The following is a 17,070-nucleotide window of genomic DNA, read 5'->3' on the forward strand; positions in this document are numbered from 1 at the left end:
CCCAAAAGGGCTTACCCAGGAAAAACAGAGTGAGTCAGGTCACGCGTATGCGCAAACGACATCGATTTAACACCCGAATGACCCGCATCATACTGCTCATCAGCTTCCTGTTTTTCTTTGGCCGCTTCGTTTACTCTTCGATTGGCGCCTGGTACCACCATCAGGATAAAACCCAGTCGCAGCAGTCCAGCCTGACCGTCGACACAGCTGACCGCTAAACCGCCGAAGGCTGTTGCACGAGCCGAATAAGGGCCGCGATCCCTTTGCTGAGGATTTTATCCTGCCGCATGACCACCGCCAGCTGCCGCTGCAGCATGGGCATCAGCGACATCACGCATAGCCCTTCGCGATCGACCTCCTGTTCCACCGCCATGCGCGGCACGATGCTGTAGCCCAGCCCTGCGCGAACCATGCGTTTGATCGCCTCGATGCTGCCAAGCTGCATCACCGGCGCGATTGCTAATCCACTGGCTGCAAACCAGCCGTCGATCAGCGCCCGGGTCCCGCTGCCTGATTCAAAGGCAATCAGCGGATGAGCGTGCAGCGCCTCCGGCGTGAAATCCCGGAAAACATCCTGCTGCTCCCGCGAGGCGATAAACACAAACTCTTCGTCCATCACCGGCATAACGTCCAGCGCTCTGCCGCTCACCGGCAGCGTGACCAGACCCACATCGAGACGGTTCTCTTCGATGGCCCTGACGATGTCGAGGGTGTTGCCCGTTGTCACCCCCACGCTCAGGAGCGGATAGTCGCGGCGCAGCTGCTCCAGCAGGGGCGGGAGAAGATGGATGCAGGCCGTTGCCCCCGTGCCAAGCGTAATGGTGCCGCTCACGTCGTGACTGAACGCACTCACGGACCGGATGGCGTCATCCACCGCCTGCTGAATACGCTCCCCATGCGTCAGCAAAGCCTGCCCGGCAGCCGTCGCCTTAATCCCCCGCCCGGTACGCTCTACCAGCCGCGTTTGCAGAAACTGCTCCAGCTGGCGTATTTGCAGGCTGACGGCGGGCTGTGAAATGCCCAGCACGTCCGCTGCCGCTGAAAAGCTGCCGCGCTGGATCACCAGACGGAAGGTGGCGAGATAGCCCAGATTAAGCGTCGTCATTCAAAGTTTCTCTTATACCGCGCATAAGGTTACGGCCCTGCCAGCACAATACCGCGCCCGTTATGCTCAGGACAACTGCATAGCGGAATGAAAAATAATGGAAACACCTGCCCTGCCACGCCGCCTCGCCCTCATGGCGGGATGTAATCAACTCATCAACTGGGGGATCTCGTTTTATATGCCCGGCACCTTTGCGCTGGCCATTGCAGCCGACCGGGGATGGTCGTCACCGCAGATTTACCTCGGCCTGACGCTGGCGATGCTGGTGACGGCGGCGGTTTCCCCCTTTGTGGCCCGCCTGCTGGCAAGCTTTGGCGGCCAGACGGTGGTGATGAGCGGCACGCTGCTGATCGCCGCAAGCTGCGCAGGGATGGCGTATACCCAGACGCTATTTGGCTGGTACTGCGCCTGGCTGGTCACCGGCGTAGGAATGCGCCTGTCGCTGTACGATGCGCTATTCGCCGCGCTGGTGAATCTTTTCGGACAGCAGGCGCGCAGAACAATCTCCCGCGTCACGCTGGCGGGCGGGCTGGCCTCCGCCGTCTTCTGGCCGCTGGGCGATGCTCTGCTTCAGGTGATGAGCTGGCAGGAGGCGCTGCGCGTCTATGCTCTCTTCGGCCTGCTGAGCGCGGCGCTGATAAGAACGCTCCCCCGTCAGCGGCTGACGGTAACGACACAGGTCGCCGCGCCGCCCCTGAACAACGAGCGGCGCAACGGCTGGCTTTATGCCGCCTTCATTGCCCTCATCACCTTTGTCTCTAACGGCACCTCCACCCATCTGCCGGAGTTTATTGCCCACTTCGGCCTGCCGGTCGCCATCGGCATGCTGTGGGGGATCGGCCAGACGGGCGCCCGCTCGCTGGAAGTGCTGGCGGGTGCCCGTTTAACCCCCTTCAAACTCACGCTTTTTACCGCGCTCGCCATGCCGCTCTGCTTTCTTCTGGGGTTGAGCAGCGCTCTGTTTGTGTGGTGTGCGGCCGGGTTTGTGCTGGGCTATGGCGCCATCAACGGGCTGGTCACCATCGTGAAAGCCACGCTGCCGCTGGAACTGTTCAGCGCGGAAAGCTATGCCCGCCGCACCGGCATGCTGCTTATCCCCGGCCAGCTGATGGCGGCAGCCTCGCCGTTTGCCTATGCGTGGCTGAATAAAACGCTGGGGATCGCGGGTGCAATGTGGGTTTCAACGGGGCTGACGCTGGTGATTGCCGGGCTGGCGATAGCCATTGTGCGCCGTCCCGGAAGGCAAAGTGTATCGCACTGTATCCCGCGGGCCGCGGTGACAAACGGGTACAAAACGCCCCCTCCGACAAATATCTCCGATACATAAAAATGATTTTCTTTCCCTGTCGCCATTGAGAACCGATGAGGAGAGAGAGCAATGATTCGTCGCTATGTACTTTTCCCCCTGCTTGTCCTGACATCTGTAGCACGTGTCCAGGCCACACCGCTGGACAATCTGAGCGCCGCGGACGTTAACGGCCCCGCCGCCGTTGCGCCACTGGCACAGCCGCAACCGCCTGCAAAACTGATCGTCGATCCGCCGCTTGCCGGGCCGCTGAGCAAAGGTGCGGTGTTTATACAGTACCGTGCCGAAAACCTGCGCATCGAGCCGGTATTCGGCCCCGAAGCTCTCAAGGTTACCCCGCGCATCGGTCACATTCACGTGGTGGTGGACGACGCGCCGTGGCACTGGGCTGACGCCAGCGGAGAGCCGGTGATCCTGGTGGGGCTGCCCGCAGGGAAACACAAGGTGACCATTATTCTGGCCGACCCGACGCATAAGCCGCTCGATCACAAAACCCTTGAATTCACCGTCCCGCCCCACGCGGCGGTCCACCATTTTTAAGGAATCTGAAAATGAAAGCACTGTCTGTACTGACGGCAGGCCTGCTGGCGCTTTCCGCCAGCGCCTTTGCACAGAGCAAAACCAGCGTCGTGCTGGTCCACGGCGCGTTTGCCGACGGCAGCAGCTGGAATAAGGTCATTACCCTGTTGCAGAAACAGCACGCAGAGGTCATTGCCGTCCAGCTACCGCTCACGTCGCTAAAAGATGACGTTGCCGCCACGCGACGAGCCATCGAACGCGCCCAGGGGGATGTCGTACTGGTGGGTCACTCCTGGGGCGGCACCGTGATTAGCGAAGCAGGCAACGATGCGCGAGTAAAATCACTGGTGTATGTGGCGGCGTTCGCGCCGGATTCCGGTCAGTCGACGGCGGATCTGGCAGAAAGATTCCCTGCGCCGCCGGGCAGCGCGGGCATTGCCAAAACGGCGGACGGCTATTTATATCTGCCAACGGACGCCGTCAGGAAGGATTTCGCGCCGGATGTGACGCCAGACATTCAAAACACGATTGCAGCGACGCAGGGGCCGATTAAGGCCGGGGCGTTTGGTGAAAAGGTCGCCCATGCGGCGTGGCATGATAAACCGAGCTGGTTTGTGGTCAGCAAGAATGACCGAATGATCAACCCCGATCTTGAACGGGCGATGGCGAAGACGATCCATGCGAAAACCGCAGAGGTGGCCGCGAGCCACGTGTCGATGGTCAGCCAGCCGCAGATCGTTGCCCGCACGATTGAGCAGGCGATCAGGAGCAATTAACAACAGCGGCGGCTTATTCAACTTTCTGCACTTCCGTATCCCCAGGCAGCAGCGCAGTGCCGTCCTGCGCTGCTGGCGCCATAAAGGGAACCGGCTTGCCCGTTCGCCTGTCGACCAACAGCGAGTGGCGCTCGCCCTGCGCAAACAGATGCTGTTCTCCCCACTGACGCAGCGCCACGACCACGGGGAAAAGGCTCTCACCTTTGTCGGTCAGGACATATTCCTGATACGCCGTACCGTCTGATGCCCCCTGTAACGTCAGGATGTCCGCATCTACAAGCTTGCGAAGCCGGTCAGAAAGGATGTTGCGCGCCACCCCGAGGCTACGCTGAAAATCCCCGAAGCGCGTCATGCCGTCAAACGCATTGCGCACGATAAGCAGCGACCAGCGATCCCCGATCGCCTCGACGCTGCGGGCAACGGGACAATATTCCGCTTTAACCGTCTTTTGGGACATCTCGTATTTTCCTCGCAAAGGCCACCCCGCAACCAGTTGCATTTTAAAACCACATAGCCTAGCATTCAACCAGTTTCATTTTAAAACCAGATTATCTCAGGCGAGGAATGTTAAACATGTCAGTGACATCAGCTCCTCTTTCAGCCGACATGCCACGCAGCATGGTCTGGCTGTTCGCCACTGCCAGCGGCTTAAGCGTGGCAAATGTCTATTACGCCCAGCCTTTGCTTGACGCGCTGGCGAACGATTTCGGCATCAGCCATGCGGCCGTGGGTGGCGTGGTGACCGCGACACAAATTGGCTGCGCGCTGGCTCTTTTGCTTGTGGTTCCTCTGGGTGACAAAGTGGATCGTCGAGGGCTGATGGCAATACAGCTGATTGCTCTGGTGGTTGCGCTGATTTCCGTCAGCCTGGCACAGTCCCCCTCGGCGCTGCTTTTCGGTATGCTTGCGACCGGTATGCTGGGTACGGCCATGACACAGGGGCTGATTGCCTACGCCGCCAGCGCCGCGTCGCCGCATGAACAAGGCCGCGTTGTCGGCGCAGCGCAGGGCGGCGTGTTCATGGGTCTGCTGCTCGCGCGCGTCTTTGCTGGCGGCATCAGCGATATCGCGGGCTGGCGCGGGGTTTATCTGTGTGCCGCCGCGCTGATGCTCATCATTGCGTTACCGCTGTGGTGGAGGCTCCCCACTCTGCCAGCCGTCACTGCCACGATGAGCTACCCGCGGCTGATTGGCTCAATGCTTACACTGTTGCGGCAGGAAAAAGTGCTGCAGATACGCGGCGTGCTGGCGCTGCTGATGTTTGCATCGTTCAACATTTTCTGGAGCGCGCTGGTGCTGCCGCTGAGCGCCCCACCCTATAGCTTCTCGCATACCGCGATTGGCGCGTTTGGACTGGCAGGCGCGGTGGGGGCGCTGGCGGCTGGCCGGGCAGGACGCTGGGCCGATCGGGGATATGCCCAACGCACCAGCGCCGCGGCGCTGGTGATGCTGCTGTTGGCATGGTGGCCGTTGTCGCTGATGGACCGTTCACTCGGAATCATGCTTATCGGCATCATACTGCTCGATTTGGGGGGACAGGCACTGCACGTCACCAACCAGAGCATGATCTTTCGCACCCGTCCCGAGGCGCACAGCCGGCTGGTCGGGCTTTACATGCTGTTTTATGCCGCCGGCAGCGGGCTCGGCGCACTCGGCACGACGATGACGTATGCCTTTGCCGGCTGGCCGGGCGTCTGCCTGCTTGGCGCCTCGGTCAGCCTGCTGGCGCTGGTGTTCTGGTGGCTAACCCGCGTTAGCTACCACCATCCGCGGGATAATCCCGATTAATCCACGCGTGGTCCTCCTCCCAGGTGAACATCCATTTGCGCACCGGCCCCGCCATCACGTTGAGGTAGTAGCTGTCATACCCGGCCATCGTCGCCACCGGATGGTAACCCTTCGGCACCATGACCACGTCACGGTTATAGACTGCCATACACTCATCCAGCGTTCTGTCGTCAGTGTAGACGCGCTGCATGCAGAACCCCTGCTCCGGATTGAGGCGATGATAGTAGGTCTCCTCCAGATACGTCTCCTGGGGCGGGTTATCCGTGTCGTGCTTGTGGCTCGGATACGAGCTGGTGCAGCCCTCGTTGGTCCACACCTCCACCACCAGCAGGCTGTCGGCAGGCCTGTCTTCCGGCAGAATGTTATGCACATAGCGCTGGTTGTGGCCCTTACCGCGCGCCTCGCCGTCGATATCCTGCGGGGCAATCAGCCGCGTCGGATGCGTGCCCTTGCCCGGCGCGGCGCAGACCGCCAGCTCCAGCGTCGTCAGCGCCTTCACCTGCACCGTCTCCTGCGGTGTGACGTACACCGCCCACGGCTTGATGCGCTCGAACGGGCTCATCCGCTCGCCGATGTCGTTAAACTGCGCGGAAGGCGTGCTGATGGAGGCGCGCCCGGCGACCAGCACCAGGCAGCGCTCTTCGCGGACGGCGGGCAGCGTCAGCGTCTGCCCCTCCTGCAGCTCATACGCCTCAAAGCCGACGTACCCCCACCCTGCACTTTCCGGCGTGACGGACTGGGTGCGTCCCTCCGCGTTCGGCTGTTGCCAGCGTGATAACAGACGTGACATGTCACCTCCTCAAATCAGTCCGGCTTCGCGCGCCAGGCGGTTCAGGTTGTTATATCCCAGACGGGCGTAGGTCAGCGGATGGGCGATGGCCGGATCCTGCTCGGCCTCGACCACCAGCCAGCCGTGATAGTCCTGCGCCTTCAGCAGCCGCATAATCGGCGGATAATCCACGCAGCCGTCGCCCGGCACGGTAAACACGCCGCTCAGCACCGCGTCGAGGAAGCTGGTTTTGCGGTTTTTCACGTCCGCCAGCACGTCGGCGCGCACGTCTTTACAGTGAACGTGGTTGATGCGCGACGCCCAGCGCTGCGCCACCGCCAGCGGATCGGCCCCGGCAAAGGTCAGATGGCCGGTATCCAGCAGTAGCCCCACCGCGTCGCCGGTGTGGGTCATCAGGTTGTCTACGTCGTCGGCGGACTCAATCACCGTGCCCATATGGTGATGGTAGGCAATCTGGACTCCCTGCTGCTGGGTGTAGCGGGCAAATTCGGTGAGCTTCTCGCCGTACTCTTTCCAGCGAGCCTGCGGGAAGCGCGGGCGCAGGTGCACCGGGGTCTGCTGCTCGCCGTGAATGCAGCCGCTCACTTCCGCAAAGACCAGCACCTTCGCCCCCAGCTCGCGCAGCAGCGTCAGGTGGGACTGCACGGCGGCGATCTCCTCCTCCACGCTGCGCTCCAGCAGGCGGCCGGAGTACCAGCCGGAGACCAGCTGCAGGTCGTGGCGCTGCAGGATGGGGCCAAGCAGGCGCGCTTCGCGCGGGAACTTATTGCCCAGCTCGAAACCGGCGAAACCGGCCTCTTTCCCTTCGCTCAGGCAGGTCTCCAGCGACGTTTCCGCGCCGAGAGAAGGCAGATCGTCATTCGTCCACGTCAGCGGGTTAATGCCCAGTTGTACACTCATTGTCGTCTCCATTATGCGTGTCCGCGCTCGCGCCACCAGGCGATAAGCTGCAGGTAGTTGTCCCGGATGCGCGCCACCAGCTGCGCATCGTCAATATCGTGTTTCAGCCACGCGCGGGAGGCATCGCCAAACAGCGTGCGCCCCACGGCGAAGCCTTTCACCAGCGTCTGCCCCGCTGCGGCTTTAAAGTCGGCGCGCAGCTGTTCCGCCGGGGCGTCCAGACCGAGGATCACCACCCCGCGGCAGTGCGGATCCCGACGTTCGATAATCTCGCTCAGCGCCGTCCAGCCGTCGGCGGAGAGCGGCGGCAGCTTCCACCAGTCCGGGTAAATGCCGAGGTTGTAGAAGCGGGAGATGGCGCGCAGGTAGAGCTCGTCGCTGCGCGGCATGCTTGCGGGCAGGATCACCTCCAGCAGCAGCTCGTGCCCGGACTGGCAGCAGGCGTGATACACCTCGGCGATTTTCTGCTCCTGCTCCAGGCGCAGGCCGTGGGCGTCTTCCGGGTGGAAGAAGACCAGGCACTTCACCACATGCTCCTGCGGCCAGCTGATGAGCTGGGTGCCGATGTTGCCGTGCTCCATCTCCAGCGGACGCGAGCCCGGCAGCTCGATGGGGCGACCAATCCACCACCCTTCCCCGGTGATGGCGTTCAGCGCGTCCTGACCAAAGGTGCCGTCGCACAGCAGACCGGCTTTGCCCTCCAGCCCGGCACGGCTCGCCGCCTCGCGGCTGGCCTGCAGGATCAGCTGCTTCAGCGCCGGAATGCGCTTAAGCGACGCGCCGCACTGCAGCGCCATATCCTCAAGCTGGCTGCGGTGGTCGAAGGCCATCACGCACAGCTCCGGCCACTCGCGGCGGCGGGTGGTCACCCGGTGGAGGTGGTTAAGACGCGGGTCGAGATCCGGGCGCGGCACGTTCGCAGCGCGGGAGAGATAGTCATCCAGCTCGATTTTGCTCGGCATCGCCGGGGCGCAGCCGTGGCGCGAGACCACCAGCGCGCCGCAGGCGTTGGCGTAGCGGCACGCCTGCTCCCAGCCCTCATCGTTCAGGTAGCCGCGCAGCAGGCCGGACATAAACGCGTCCCCCGCCCCGAGGACGTTCAGCACCTCCACGCGCACGCCGGTCACCGTCAGGCCGTCGTCCAGCCGGGGCGGAATGGCGTCGGTGTAGACCGAGCAGCCGAGCGCACCGCGTTTGCAGACCAGCGTAGCTTCACTGACTGAGCGCACCTGCCCCAGCGCCTGCAGGGTCTCCGTGCTGCCGCCCGCAATGTGAAACTCCTCTTCGGTGCCGACAATGACGTCGAAGAGGTGCAGCACCTCCTGCAGCTCGCGGGTGACCTTATCGGCGGCGATAAAGCGCGTTTCACCGTCGCCTAAGGAGGTCAGCCCCCACAGCACCGGACGGTAGTCGATGTCCAGCACCGTGCGCACGCCGTGACGGCGGGCATAGCCCAGCGCCGTCAGCACCGCCTCGCGGGTCTGAGGATGAGAAAGGTGAGTCCCGGTGATGGCAAGACAACGTGCGGAGGCAATGTAGCGTTCGTCCACATCGCTGGCCGTAATGGCCATATCCGCGCAGTTATCGCGATAAAAAATCAGAGGAAAGGTGTCCCGGTCTTTAATGCCGAGTAGCACCAGCGCCGTGAGGCGGTCTTTATCGGTGATCAGATGGCTGGTATCGCAGCCCACCTGGTTGAGCTCTTCGCGCAGGAAGCGGCCCATATGTTCATCGCCGACGCGCGCCAGCATCGACGAACGTAAACCCTGACGCGCGGTGCCGTACGCCACGTTGCCCGACGACCCGCCGAGATATTTGGCGAAGCTCGACGCGTCCTCCAGACGGGCACCAATCTGCTGGCTGTAGAGGTCTACCGCCACGCGGCCCATGCATATCACATCAAACTGCTTTTCCACGTTGATACCTCATCAGACAATGTCGTTCACGTTCAGCCAGCGGCCTTCCCGGTGCGAGAGCGCGATCGCGTCCAGCACGCGCGACACCTTCCAGCCCTCTTCGAAGTCCGGCCACATTGGCGCGTCGGCGGCAATCCCGTCCACCAGGTCGCGCACCTCCACCGTTTTTTGATCGTTAAAGCCAATCCCGTGGCCTGCGCCCATGCAGAACGCGGCGTAGTCGGGGTGCGCCGGGCCGACGAGCAGCGTGCGGAACCCCTGACGGTTTACCGGATCGTCATGCAGATAGAGCTTCAGCTCGGCCATGCGCTCCTGGGTGAAGCTGATGGCGCCTTTCGTGCCGGTAATGACGTACGACAGCCCCATCTTGCGGCCGCAGGCAACGCGGGAGGTTTCAATCACGCCCTGCGCCCCGCCCGCGAAGCGCACCATCGCGTGGGCCTGATCCTCGTTTTCGACGGCAACCATGTCCGACGAGCCGGCCTTCGCCGGGCGTTCCGGGACCACGATCTTCAGGTCGCCGCAGACCTGCTCAATCTCCCCGACCAGGTACTGGGCCATGTTGACGATATGCGCCGCGAGGTCGCCCAGCGCCCCCAGCCCGGCGGTCTCTTTAAAGCAGTGCCAGTGAATGGGCGAGCGCGGGTCGGCCATATAGTCTTCGTTGTGGGTGCCGTAGAAGTGGATCACCTCGCCAATCTCGCCGCGGGCGATAATCTCCTTCGCCAGCTGCGCCGTCGGGTTTTTCATGTAGTTGAACCCCACCAGCGTTTTCACCCCGGCCCGCTTCGCGGCGTCGACCATCTCCCGTGCGTCGTGGGCGTTCAGCGCCAGCGGCTTCTCCGAGTAGACGTGCTTGCCGTGGCGGATCGCCTCCAGCGCCATCTCCTTATGCAGATGGTTGGGTGAGCAAATATCCACAACGTCAATCGCCGGGTCGGCCACCAGTGCCCGCCAGTCGCCGGTGGAGCGGTTGAAGCCAAACGCCTGCGCGCGCGCTGCCGCCAGCTCCGGCGTGACTTCCGCCACCATCTCGCGCACCAGCCTGCCGCGCAGGTTGAACACCGTCGGGGCCTGGGCATAGGCGATAGCGTGCGCCTTGCCGATATACCCGGTGCCAATCAATCCAATACGAACCTCTTTCATCGTGATCCTCACAGTGCGCCGCGACGGCTCTTGGCGTAGGTATCAAACGCCACCGCCAGAACGATAATTAATCCGGTGATAATCTGCTGGTAGTAGGCCGAGACGTTCATCAGCACCAGGCCGTTAATCAGAATCCCCATGATGATGGAGCCGATAATGGTGCCGCCGATGCGCCCGTAGCCGCCCATCAGCGAGGTGCCGCCAATCACCACCGAGGCAATGACGCGCAGTTCAAAGGAGATCCCGGCCACCGCCTCGGCGCTCCCCAGACGCGCGCTCAGAATGAAGCCCGCCAGCCCCGCCAGGCAGCCAATCAGCACGTAGACGCTGACCAGCACGCGCTTGACGTTCACCCCCGCCAGGCGCGCTGCCTCCGGGTTACCGCCGATGGCGTAGACGAAGCGGCCCCAGCGGGTTTTATGCAGCGCCAGATAACCGCCGAGGGCGACGATGGCGAAGATCCAGATCGGAATGGAGATGCCGAGCAGCTCCCCGCGCCCCCACCAGCGGTAGCCCTGATCGAAACCGGCAATCGGCGCGCCGTCGTTGATCACCAGCGTCAGGCCGCGCCAGATGGTCATCCCGCCGAGGGTCACGATGAACGGCGGCAGGCGCAGGCGGGTCACGCCCAGACCGTGCAGGAAGCCAATCGCCGTGCCCATCGCCAGACAAATCCCCAGCCCGATCAGCCAGCTCATGCCGCCCCAGGCGTTCGGATCGACGGTGGTGAAGTTGTCGCCCTTAATCACGTACGCCGCGGTCATGGCGCACACCGCCAGAATGGAGCCCACGGAGAGGTCAATCCCGGCGGTCAGGATGACAAAGGTCATCCCCACGGCCATGATCCCGTAGATGGAAACTTCGGTCAGGATGTTGAAAATATTGCGTTCAGAGAAAAAGTTGCTGTTCTGCGACTGGAAGAAGATCAGCAGCAGGATCATGAAAATCAGTACCCCGAAGCGCTCGAAGAAGGCGATGGGATCGATGCGTCCGGCGCGTTTGACCGGGGCCTGCGTTTTAGAAATCATCTGCGTCATGAGAAACTCCGTTATGCCGCGTTCAGGGCGTTGTGGTTGATGGCCATCATCGTCATCAGCCGTTCTTCGTTAGCGTCGTCACCGTGGATCTCGCCGGTCACCCGGCCTTCGCTGAGGGTGATGATCCGGTCTGACACCGCCATCACTTCAGGCAGATCGGAGGAGATCACGATCACCGCCACGCCCTTTTTCGCCATGTCAAACAGCACCTGGTGCACTTCCGATTTGGTCCCCACGTCAATGCCGCGCGTCGGCTCATCGACAATCAGCACCCGCGGGTTGAGCGCCATGCAGCGCGCGAGGATCACTTTTTGCTGGTTGCCGCCGGAGAGCTTGCGCACCTCCTGCGCGCTGTTGACCATTTTGATCTGCAGCGCCTTGCGGTAGGACTCGATCAGATCGTCCTCTTTGCGGGTGTTCACGAACCAGCGCCACTGCAGCAGCGAGGAGAGGCAGGAGAGCGACAGGTTGTCGCGAATCGACAGTCCCAGCACCGCCCCCTCTTTTTTGCGGTCTTCCGGCACCAGCGCCACGCCCTGGTCGAGGGCATAGAGCGGGTCGCGCGGCTGGTACGGTACGCCGTCCAGCTCAAAGCTCCCGGCGGTAAACGCGTCCGCGCCAAACAGGCAGCGCGCCACCTCGGTGCGCCCGGCGCCCACCAGCCCGGCAATGCCTAAGACCTCCCCGGCGTGGACGTGGAAGCTGATGTCGTGCAGGGCGATGCCGTGCGGATCCAGCGGCGGCTTTTCGCGGCTCAGCCCCTTCACCGCCAGGCGGACGGGTTTGTCCTCATGATGCGTTTCGCTGGCGGGACGACGGTTAAAGGCCACGTCGCGTCCGACCATCAGGCGGATGAGCTGTTCGACGTTGGTCTCCGCCACCGCGCCGGTGCCGGTGAAACGGCCGTCCTGGAAAACGGTGAAGCGGTCGCAGAGCTGGAAAACTTCGTGCAGGCGGTGGGTAACGTAAATAATGCTCACGCCGCGGTTTTTAAGCTCCCGCACCACGCGGTGCAGGCTTTCCACCTCGCTGTCGCTCAGCGCGGCGGAAGGTTCGTCCATAATGATGAGCCTGGCGTTGAGGGTCAGCGCCCGGGCGATCTCCACCATCTGCTGCTGGGCAACGCTCAGACGGGCGACCGGCGTGGTCGGCGCAACGTTCAGCTGCAGATAGTCGAGAATGACCTGCGCCTCCTGATTGACCGCCTTTTCGTCGACGATCAGGTTACGTTTACGCGGCTCGCGCCCGAGAAACATGTTTTCCGCGACGGTCATGTTGGGCAGCAGGTTGAATTCCTGATAGATGGTGATAATGCCCTTGTTCTGCCGTTCCACCGGGGAGTCGTCCACCGGCAGCGTTTCGCCGTTGAACCAGATATCCCCGCGGGTTTGCGGCTGCGCCCCCGCGAGCGCCTTCAGCAGCGTGGATTTACCCGCCCCGTTTTCCCCCAGCAGGGCGTGGATCTCGCCCGCACCGACGGTCAGCTGGGCGCTGCTTAACGCCCAGACGCCGGAAAAGCTTTTTGCCAGGTCGGTCACTTTCAGTAAGGGTTGCGACATCAGTCTGCTCCTCCTCATGATGAGCCGCCAGAGGCGGCTCGGGACATATTAGTTACCGGCCTCACCGATACGCTCAGCCTGCTGCAGGTTCTCTTTGGTGATCAGCGTCGGCGGGTAGTCGGCCCCGGTGATGGCTTTCTTCTCGCGCACGTTGGCCACCAGCTGGCTCATCGCCGTCTGCACCGCAAAGCCCGGACGCTGGTCCGCCGTCACCGCCAGCCAGCCGTCGCGCACGCGGGCAAGCGCTTCCGGCACCGCATCAAAGCCGGTGACCAGAATTTCGCCCGGCTTCACGCCCTGGCTCTGCAGCGCTTCAATCGCCCCCAGCGCCATGTCGTCGTTGGCGGAGAGGATTACCTGCGGGCGTTTCGGCAGAGAGGGCAGCACGCTTTCCACGATGCGCATCCCTTCAGAACGCATCCAGTTGCCGGTCTGATCGGCGACGATCTTGTACTTATCCCCGCCCGCCTTCAGGCTGTCGCGGATCCCTTTAGTGCGTTCGATGTTGGAGGAGGAGCCCGGCTGGCCGGTCAGCAGAATGATCTCCGCCCCGTCGGGGAATTTGGTTTTGACGAAGTCGCCAATCGCCTGGCCGCCTTTGTAGTTGTTGGCGCCGAAGTGCGGCACTTTTTTCTGGCTGTCGACGGAGCGGTCAAGGGTGACCACCGGCAGCTTCGCATCCTGAATTTCATCCACCGCGCTGGAGACCGCGTTCACGTCGTTCGGGGAGACGATAAAGCCCTGCGCCCCGCGGGTAATGGCGTTTTCCAGGTCAGCCACCTGCTTCGGCGAGCTGCCCTGCCCGTCCAGCACCTGAAGCTTCACGCCCATCTCTTTTGCGGCTTTCACCGCCGTGCGCTGCATGTGAACTTCAAACGGCATGGCCAGGTTTGGCGTACTGAAAACAATTTGCTCGTTTTCGGCGAGGGCGGCCCCGGACGTCATGGCGATGAGGGCGGCTACGATCAGTTTTTTCATTATTATGTCTCTCTGTGTAGGGTTGTTGTGTTTAGAGGACGATCTCGCGCTGGCTGCGCAGCGACTCCAGCGCTTTATCCGCAAGGTACAGCGCACGTTCACCATCATCGCCGCTGCAGTCAGGTACCGCTTCGCCGCGCAGGACCGCAACAAAGTGTTCCCATTCCGCGGCGTAAGCGGATTTGTAGCGCTGCAGGAAGAAGTGTTCCGGCAGCGCGCTGGTGCAGCCCTGTTTGCCGTAGTGCTGCACCTGGTTTTCAAGGATGTTGCCCGCGCACAGCAGTCCTTCGGAGCCGTGCAGCTCCAGGCGCTGGTCGTAGCCGTAAGATGAACGGCGGCTGTTGACGATGGTCGCCATCGCGCCGGAAGCGTATTTCAGAACGATAAACGCGGTATCGATGTCCCCCGCCTCGCCAATCGCCGGATCGACCAGGTTGCTGCCCTGGGCATACACCGACACCGGCTCTTCGCCCATGATGAAGCGGGCCATGTCAAAGTCGTGAATGGTCATATCGCGGAACATGCCGCCGGAAACGCGCACGTACTCCGCAGGCGGCGGAGACGGGTCGCGGGAGATGATCAGCAGCGATTCCGGCTTGCCGATGCGCCCGGCCTGCACGTCGGTTTTCAAGCGGCGGAACTGCGGGTCAAAGCGGCGGTTAAAGCCGATAAACAGCGGCACGTCGTACTCTTTGACCACCTTCAGGCAGTCGCGCACGCGGGCGAGGTCAAGGTGGACCGGCTTTTCGCAGAAGATGGCCTTGCCGTGGCGGGCGGCCATTTCAATCAGATCGGCGTGGGTATCGGTCGCGGAGGCGATCAGCACGGCGTGCACGTTAGGGTCGGTCATCGCCTCCTCCAGGCTCTGCTGGCGGGCCTGATACTGCGCGGCGAGACGGGTGGCAAATTCCTGATTCGGGTCAACCACGGACCAGAGCGTGGTCGCGGCGTGGCTGGCGATGTTAGCTGCATGTACCTGGCCAATTCGGCCAGCGCCCAGTAAAGCAATGTTAAACATAACGGCTCCCGGTGTTGGTGAATGCTGTGAACTAACGACCCTATAAATAAAACATTTATTTCATTTTTATAAATAGTGGAAATTATGTTTTTGAGTGTGGGTTAACACTTTTGAGATGAATGAGATAAATTTTGTTATCAATCTCACAACATGGGAGTACATACAGCAGTTCCCCTCACCCTAACCCTCTCCCCAAAGGGGCGAGGGAGAAAAGAGTGCACCACACCATCCCCTCTCCCCTTTGGGGAGAGGGTTAGGGTGAGGGGAAAATGAAATGAAAATTTCGTTACGGCGGAAAATCTTAATACTGACGGGCTTTTTTCACCTGCGCCTGCGTTTGCTCCGCGGCTTCACGCACGGCAGACGATTCCGCCACCTGCGCATCACCGGTTCGCCACCAGGAGGCGTAGTCGTGGGTCATGGTCTTCGGCAGCACCTTGATGTCCAGCAGCGTCGGGCCCGGATGGGTGCGCGACGCCTCCAGCGCCGCCAGCAGGGTTTGCTCGTCGTGCACCCGCCACGCGCGGCAGCCGTAGCTCTCCGCGTTTTTCGCAAAATCGACCTTCACCAGCGGCCCGTCAAGCCGTCCGGTTTCCGGGTTGCGATGGCGGTTTTCCGTGCCAAAGCTTCCCATGCCGTGCCCCATCTGCAGGTTGTTAATGCAGCCGAAGCTGGCGTTATCAAACAGCAGAACGGTGATCTTAATCCCCTCCTGCACAGCGGTTTGCAGCTCGGAGTGCAGCATCATGTAGGAGCCATCCCCCACCATGGCATAAACCGGCTGCTCGGGTTGGGCAAGCTTCGCGCCGATGGCTGCCGCAATCTCGTAGCCCATGCAGGAGTAGCCGTACTCCAGGTGATAGCTGTCCGGCGTTTTGACCTGCCAGAGGCGCTGTAAATCGCCCGGCAGCGAACCGGCCGCGCCCACCACGATGGCGTTATCTTCAATATGCTGGTTGATCAGCCCCAGCACCCGCGTCTGGGTCAGGCGGGTGTTGAGCGTCTCGCCGTACTCCGCCAGCTGCGCGTCCAGGTGCCCCGCCACTTCGGGCGCGTCGTCCGGACGCCACTGGCGATCCCACAGGCGACGGCACTCGTCGCGCCAGGCGGACTTCGCCTCAGCGATCGCCTCTCCCCAGCCGCTGCGGTAATCACCGAGCATGTGGGTCAATGCCTGGAGCCCGGTTTGGGCATCGGCAATCAGCGCCGTGGCATCCAGCTTCAGGGCGTCAAACTCGGCCACGTTCAGCAGCAGAAATTCGACGTCCGGATGGGAAAAGAGCGCCTTGGAGCCGGTGGTAAAGTCGGTCAGGCGCGTGCCGATACCAATCACCAGGTCAGCCTGCGGCGCGAGCTGGTTGGCCGCCATCCCGCCCGTCACCCCTACGCCACCGAGGTTAAGTGGGTGGTCACTCACCAGCGCCCCCTTTCCGGCCTGGGTTTCGGCAAACGGCAGCCGCAGCGTCTCGACAAAGCCGCGAAACGCCTCATGCGCGCCGGAATAGCGCACCCCGCCGCCGCATACCACCAGCGGACGCCGCTTGCGGGCGATCAGCGCCCGTGCCTGCGCCAGACGCTGCGGATCGGGCGGACGACGCTCGATGTGGTGCACGCGACGCGCGAAGAAGCTCAGCGGGTAATCCCACGCTTCCCCCTGCACGTCCTGCGGCAGGCAAATCGTTACCGCACCGGTATCTGCCGGGTCAGTAAGCGTTCGCATCGCGCTGAGCATCGCGCTCATGAGCTGCTCGGGACGGTTAATGCGGTCCCAGTAGCGGGAGACCGGACGGAAGCAGTCGTTGGTGCTGACGCTGAGATCGTGATACTGCTCGATCTGCTGCAGCACCGGGTCCGGCTGGCGGCTGGCGTAAATATCGCCCGGGAGCAGCAGCAGCGGGATGCGGTTCGCCGTGGCGGTTGCCGCCGCCGTGACCATATTGGCGGCGCCCGGCCCGACGGAGGAGGTGACGGCAAAGATGCGCTGACGCCGATGCTGTTTGGCAAATCCCGTCGCCATATGGGCGATGCCCTGCTCGTTGCAGCCCTGCATCACCTGCAGATGGCCGGGATTCTGCTCCAGCGCCTGGCCGATACCCAGCACGTTGCCGTGCCCAAAGATGGTGGCGACGCCCTCCACGAAGGGCGTTTCGTTGCCGTCCACGCTGACGTACTGTTGATTAAGGAACCGGACCAGCGCCTGGGCCATGGTCATACGTTCGGTTTGCATAACGC

16 protein-coding genes are annotated in these 17,070 nt (G+C 62.4%); 5 read left to right on the forward strand and 11 right to left on the reverse strand.

Features of this window, described 5'->3' with window-relative positions:
* Positions 1-29 precede the first annotated feature (29 nt).
* Entirely contained in the window at positions 30-218 is a 189-nt protein-coding gene (locus OTG14_RS12730) for a YfgG family protein (protein ID WP_021241815.1), read from the forward strand.
* On the opposite strand, the gene OTG14_RS12735 is transcribed toward OTG14_RS12730, so the two are convergent.
* A complete protein-coding gene (locus OTG14_RS12735) occupies positions 215-1,105 on the reverse strand; it encodes a LysR family transcriptional regulator (RefSeq protein WP_267215150.1) in 891 nt (296 codons plus the stop codon). The genes OTG14_RS12730 and OTG14_RS12735 overlap by 4 nt on opposite strands.
* 97 nt (positions 1,106-1,202) lie before the next feature.
* Here OTG14_RS12735 and OTG14_RS12740 point away from each other — a divergent pair, with 97 nt between their 5' ends.
* Genes OTG14_RS12740 through OTG14_RS12750 form a run of 3 tightly spaced genes read left to right on the forward strand, consistent with a single transcriptional unit; the run spans position 1,203 to position 3,706 of the window.
* Complete coding sequence (locus tag OTG14_RS12740) at positions 1,203-2,432, forward strand: MFS transporter (RefSeq protein WP_267215151.1); 1,230 nt, start codon at positions 1,203-1,205, stop codon at positions 2,430-2,432.
* A 51-nt stretch (positions 2,433-2,483) separates the two neighbouring features.
* On the forward strand, positions 2,484-2,951 hold the full coding sequence (locus OTG14_RS12745) for a DUF6130 family protein (protein WP_267215152.1): 468 nt from the start codon (positions 2,484-2,486) through the stop codon (positions 2,949-2,951).
* A gap of 11 nt (positions 2,952-2,962) precedes the next feature.
* Positions 2,963-3,706 (forward strand): alpha/beta fold hydrolase, encoded by a 744-nt coding sequence (locus OTG14_RS12750; RefSeq protein WP_267215153.1) that lies wholly within the window; start codon positions 2,963-2,965, stop codon positions 3,704-3,706.
* Between the two features lie 13 nt (positions 3,707-3,719).
* Here the strand turns inward: OTG14_RS12750 and OTG14_RS12755 are convergent, their stop codons facing one another.
* Positions 3,720-4,163: a winged helix-turn-helix transcriptional regulator gene (locus tag OTG14_RS12755; protein ID WP_032646804.1), complete on the reverse strand. Its 444-nt coding sequence runs from the start codon at positions 4,161-4,163 to the stop codon at positions 3,720-3,722.
* 116 nt (positions 4,164-4,279) lie between these two features.
* On the opposite strand from OTG14_RS12755, the gene OTG14_RS12760 reads away from it, so the two are divergent.
* Entirely contained in the window at positions 4,280-5,494 is a 1,215-nt protein-coding gene (locus OTG14_RS12760; protein ID WP_232473027.1) for an MFS transporter, read from the forward strand.
* Here the strand turns inward: OTG14_RS12760 and iolB are convergent.
* The 9 genes from iolB to iolD all read right to left on the reverse strand — a co-directional run bounded on the left by iolB (position 5,460) and on the right by iolD (position 17,065).
* A complete protein-coding gene (gene iolB, locus OTG14_RS12765) occupies positions 5,460-6,284 on the reverse strand; it encodes a 5-deoxy-glucuronate isomerase (protein WP_267215154.1) in 825 nt (274 codons plus the stop codon). The genes OTG14_RS12760 and iolB overlap by 35 nt on opposite strands.
* A gap of 9 nt (positions 6,285-6,293) precedes the next feature.
* Positions 6,294-7,184, reverse strand: a complete 891-nt coding sequence (iolE, locus tag OTG14_RS12770; RefSeq protein WP_048991300.1) for a myo-inosose-2 dehydratase — start codon at positions 7,182-7,184, stop codon at positions 6,294-6,296.
* 11 nt (positions 7,185-7,195) lie between these two features.
* On the reverse strand, positions 7,196-9,100 hold the full coding sequence (locus OTG14_RS12775; RefSeq protein WP_267215155.1) for a bifunctional 5-dehydro-2-deoxygluconokinase/5-dehydro-2-deoxyphosphogluconate aldolase: 1,905 nt from the start codon (positions 9,098-9,100) through the stop codon (positions 7,196-7,198).
* 12 nt (positions 9,101-9,112) lie between these two features.
* Positions 9,113-10,246: a Gfo/Idh/MocA family protein gene (locus OTG14_RS12780; protein ID WP_032646810.1), complete on the reverse strand. Its 1,134-nt coding sequence runs from the start codon at positions 10,244-10,246 to the stop codon at positions 9,113-9,115.
* An 8-nt stretch (positions 10,247-10,254) separates the two neighbouring features.
* Complete coding sequence (locus OTG14_RS12785) at positions 10,255-11,283, reverse strand: ABC transporter permease (protein WP_008502116.1); 1,029 nt, start codon at positions 11,281-11,283, stop codon at positions 10,255-10,257.
* Positions 11,284-11,294: 11 nt separating this feature from the next.
* Positions 11,295-12,842: a sugar ABC transporter ATP-binding protein gene (locus OTG14_RS12790; RefSeq protein ID WP_024907543.1), complete on the reverse strand. Its 1,548-nt coding sequence runs from the start codon at positions 12,840-12,842 to the stop codon at positions 11,295-11,297.
* 48 nt (positions 12,843-12,890) lie between these two features.
* Positions 12,891-13,820: a sugar ABC transporter substrate-binding protein gene (locus OTG14_RS12795; RefSeq protein ID WP_008502118.1), complete on the reverse strand. Its 930-nt coding sequence runs from the start codon at positions 13,818-13,820 to the stop codon at positions 12,891-12,893.
* 31 nt (positions 13,821-13,851) lie between these two features.
* Positions 13,852-14,838, reverse strand: coding sequence for an inositol 2-dehydrogenase (iolG, locus tag OTG14_RS12800; protein WP_267215156.1), 987 nt, complete (start codon positions 14,836-14,838; stop codon positions 13,852-13,854).
* A 301-nt stretch (positions 14,839-15,139) separates the two neighbouring features.
* Positions 15,140-17,065 (reverse strand): 3D-(3,5/4)-trihydroxycyclohexane-1,2-dione acylhydrolase (decyclizing), encoded by a 1,926-nt coding sequence (gene iolD, locus OTG14_RS12805; RefSeq protein WP_267215157.1) that lies wholly within the window; start codon positions 17,063-17,065, stop codon positions 15,140-15,142.
* Positions 17,066-17,070: the final 5 nt, after the last annotated feature.

It is taken from the genome of Enterobacter pseudoroggenkampii (assembly GCF_026420145.1).
In the GTDB taxonomy this organism is placed as follows: domain Bacteria; phylum Pseudomonadota; class Gammaproteobacteria; order Enterobacterales; family Enterobacteriaceae; genus Enterobacter; species Enterobacter pseudoroggenkampii.

Bases quoted from the DNA above. Each gene is read 5' to 3' on its own strand.
- iolB (WP_267215154.1), bottom strand. From the start codon at position 6,284: ATGTCACGTCTGTTATCACGCTGGCAACAGCCGAACGCGGAGGGACGC.
- OTG14_RS12750 (WP_267215153.1), top strand. From the start codon at position 2,963: ATGAAAGCACTGTCTGTACTGACGGCAGGCCTGCTGGCGCTTTCCGCC.
- OTG14_RS12760 (WP_232473027.1), top strand. From the start codon at position 4,280: ATGTCAGTGACATCAGCTCCTCTTTCAGCCGACATGCCACGCAGCATG.
- OTG14_RS12780 (WP_032646810.1), bottom strand. From the start codon at position 10,246: ATGAAAGAGGTTCGTATTGGATTGATTGGCACCGGGTATATCGGCAAG.
- OTG14_RS12755 (WP_032646804.1), bottom strand. From the start codon at position 4,163: ATGTCCCAAAAGACGGTTAAAGCGGAATATTGTCCCGTTGCCCGCAGC.
- OTG14_RS12785 (WP_008502116.1), bottom strand. From the start codon at position 11,283: ATGACGCAGATGATTTCTAAAACGCAGGCCCCGGTCAAACGCGCCGGA.
- OTG14_RS12790 (WP_024907543.1), bottom strand. From the start codon at position 12,842: ATGTCGCAACCCTTACTGAAAGTGACCGACCTGGCAAAAAGCTTTTCC.
- OTG14_RS12735 (WP_267215150.1), bottom strand. From the start codon at position 1,105: ATGACGACGCTTAATCTGGGCTATCTCGCCACCTTCCGTCTGGTGATC.
- OTG14_RS12745 (WP_267215152.1), top strand. From the start codon at position 2,484: ATGATTCGTCGCTATGTACTTTTCCCCCTGCTTGTCCTGACATCTGTA.
- iolD (WP_267215157.1), bottom strand. From the start codon at position 17,065: ATGCAAACCGAACGTATGACCATGGCCCAGGCGCTGGTCCGGTTCCTT.
- iolE (WP_048991300.1), bottom strand. From the start codon at position 7,184: ATGAGTGTACAACTGGGCATTAACCCGCTGACGTGGACGAATGACGAT.
- OTG14_RS12795 (WP_008502118.1), bottom strand. From the start codon at position 13,820: ATGAAAAAACTGATCGTAGCCGCCCTCATCGCCATGACGTCCGGGGCC.
- iolG (WP_267215156.1), bottom strand. From the start codon at position 14,838: ATGTTTAACATTGCTTTACTGGGCGCTGGCCGAATTGGCCAGGTACAT.
- OTG14_RS12740 (WP_267215151.1), top strand. From the start codon at position 1,203: ATGGAAACACCTGCCCTGCCACGCCGCCTCGCCCTCATGGCGGGATGT.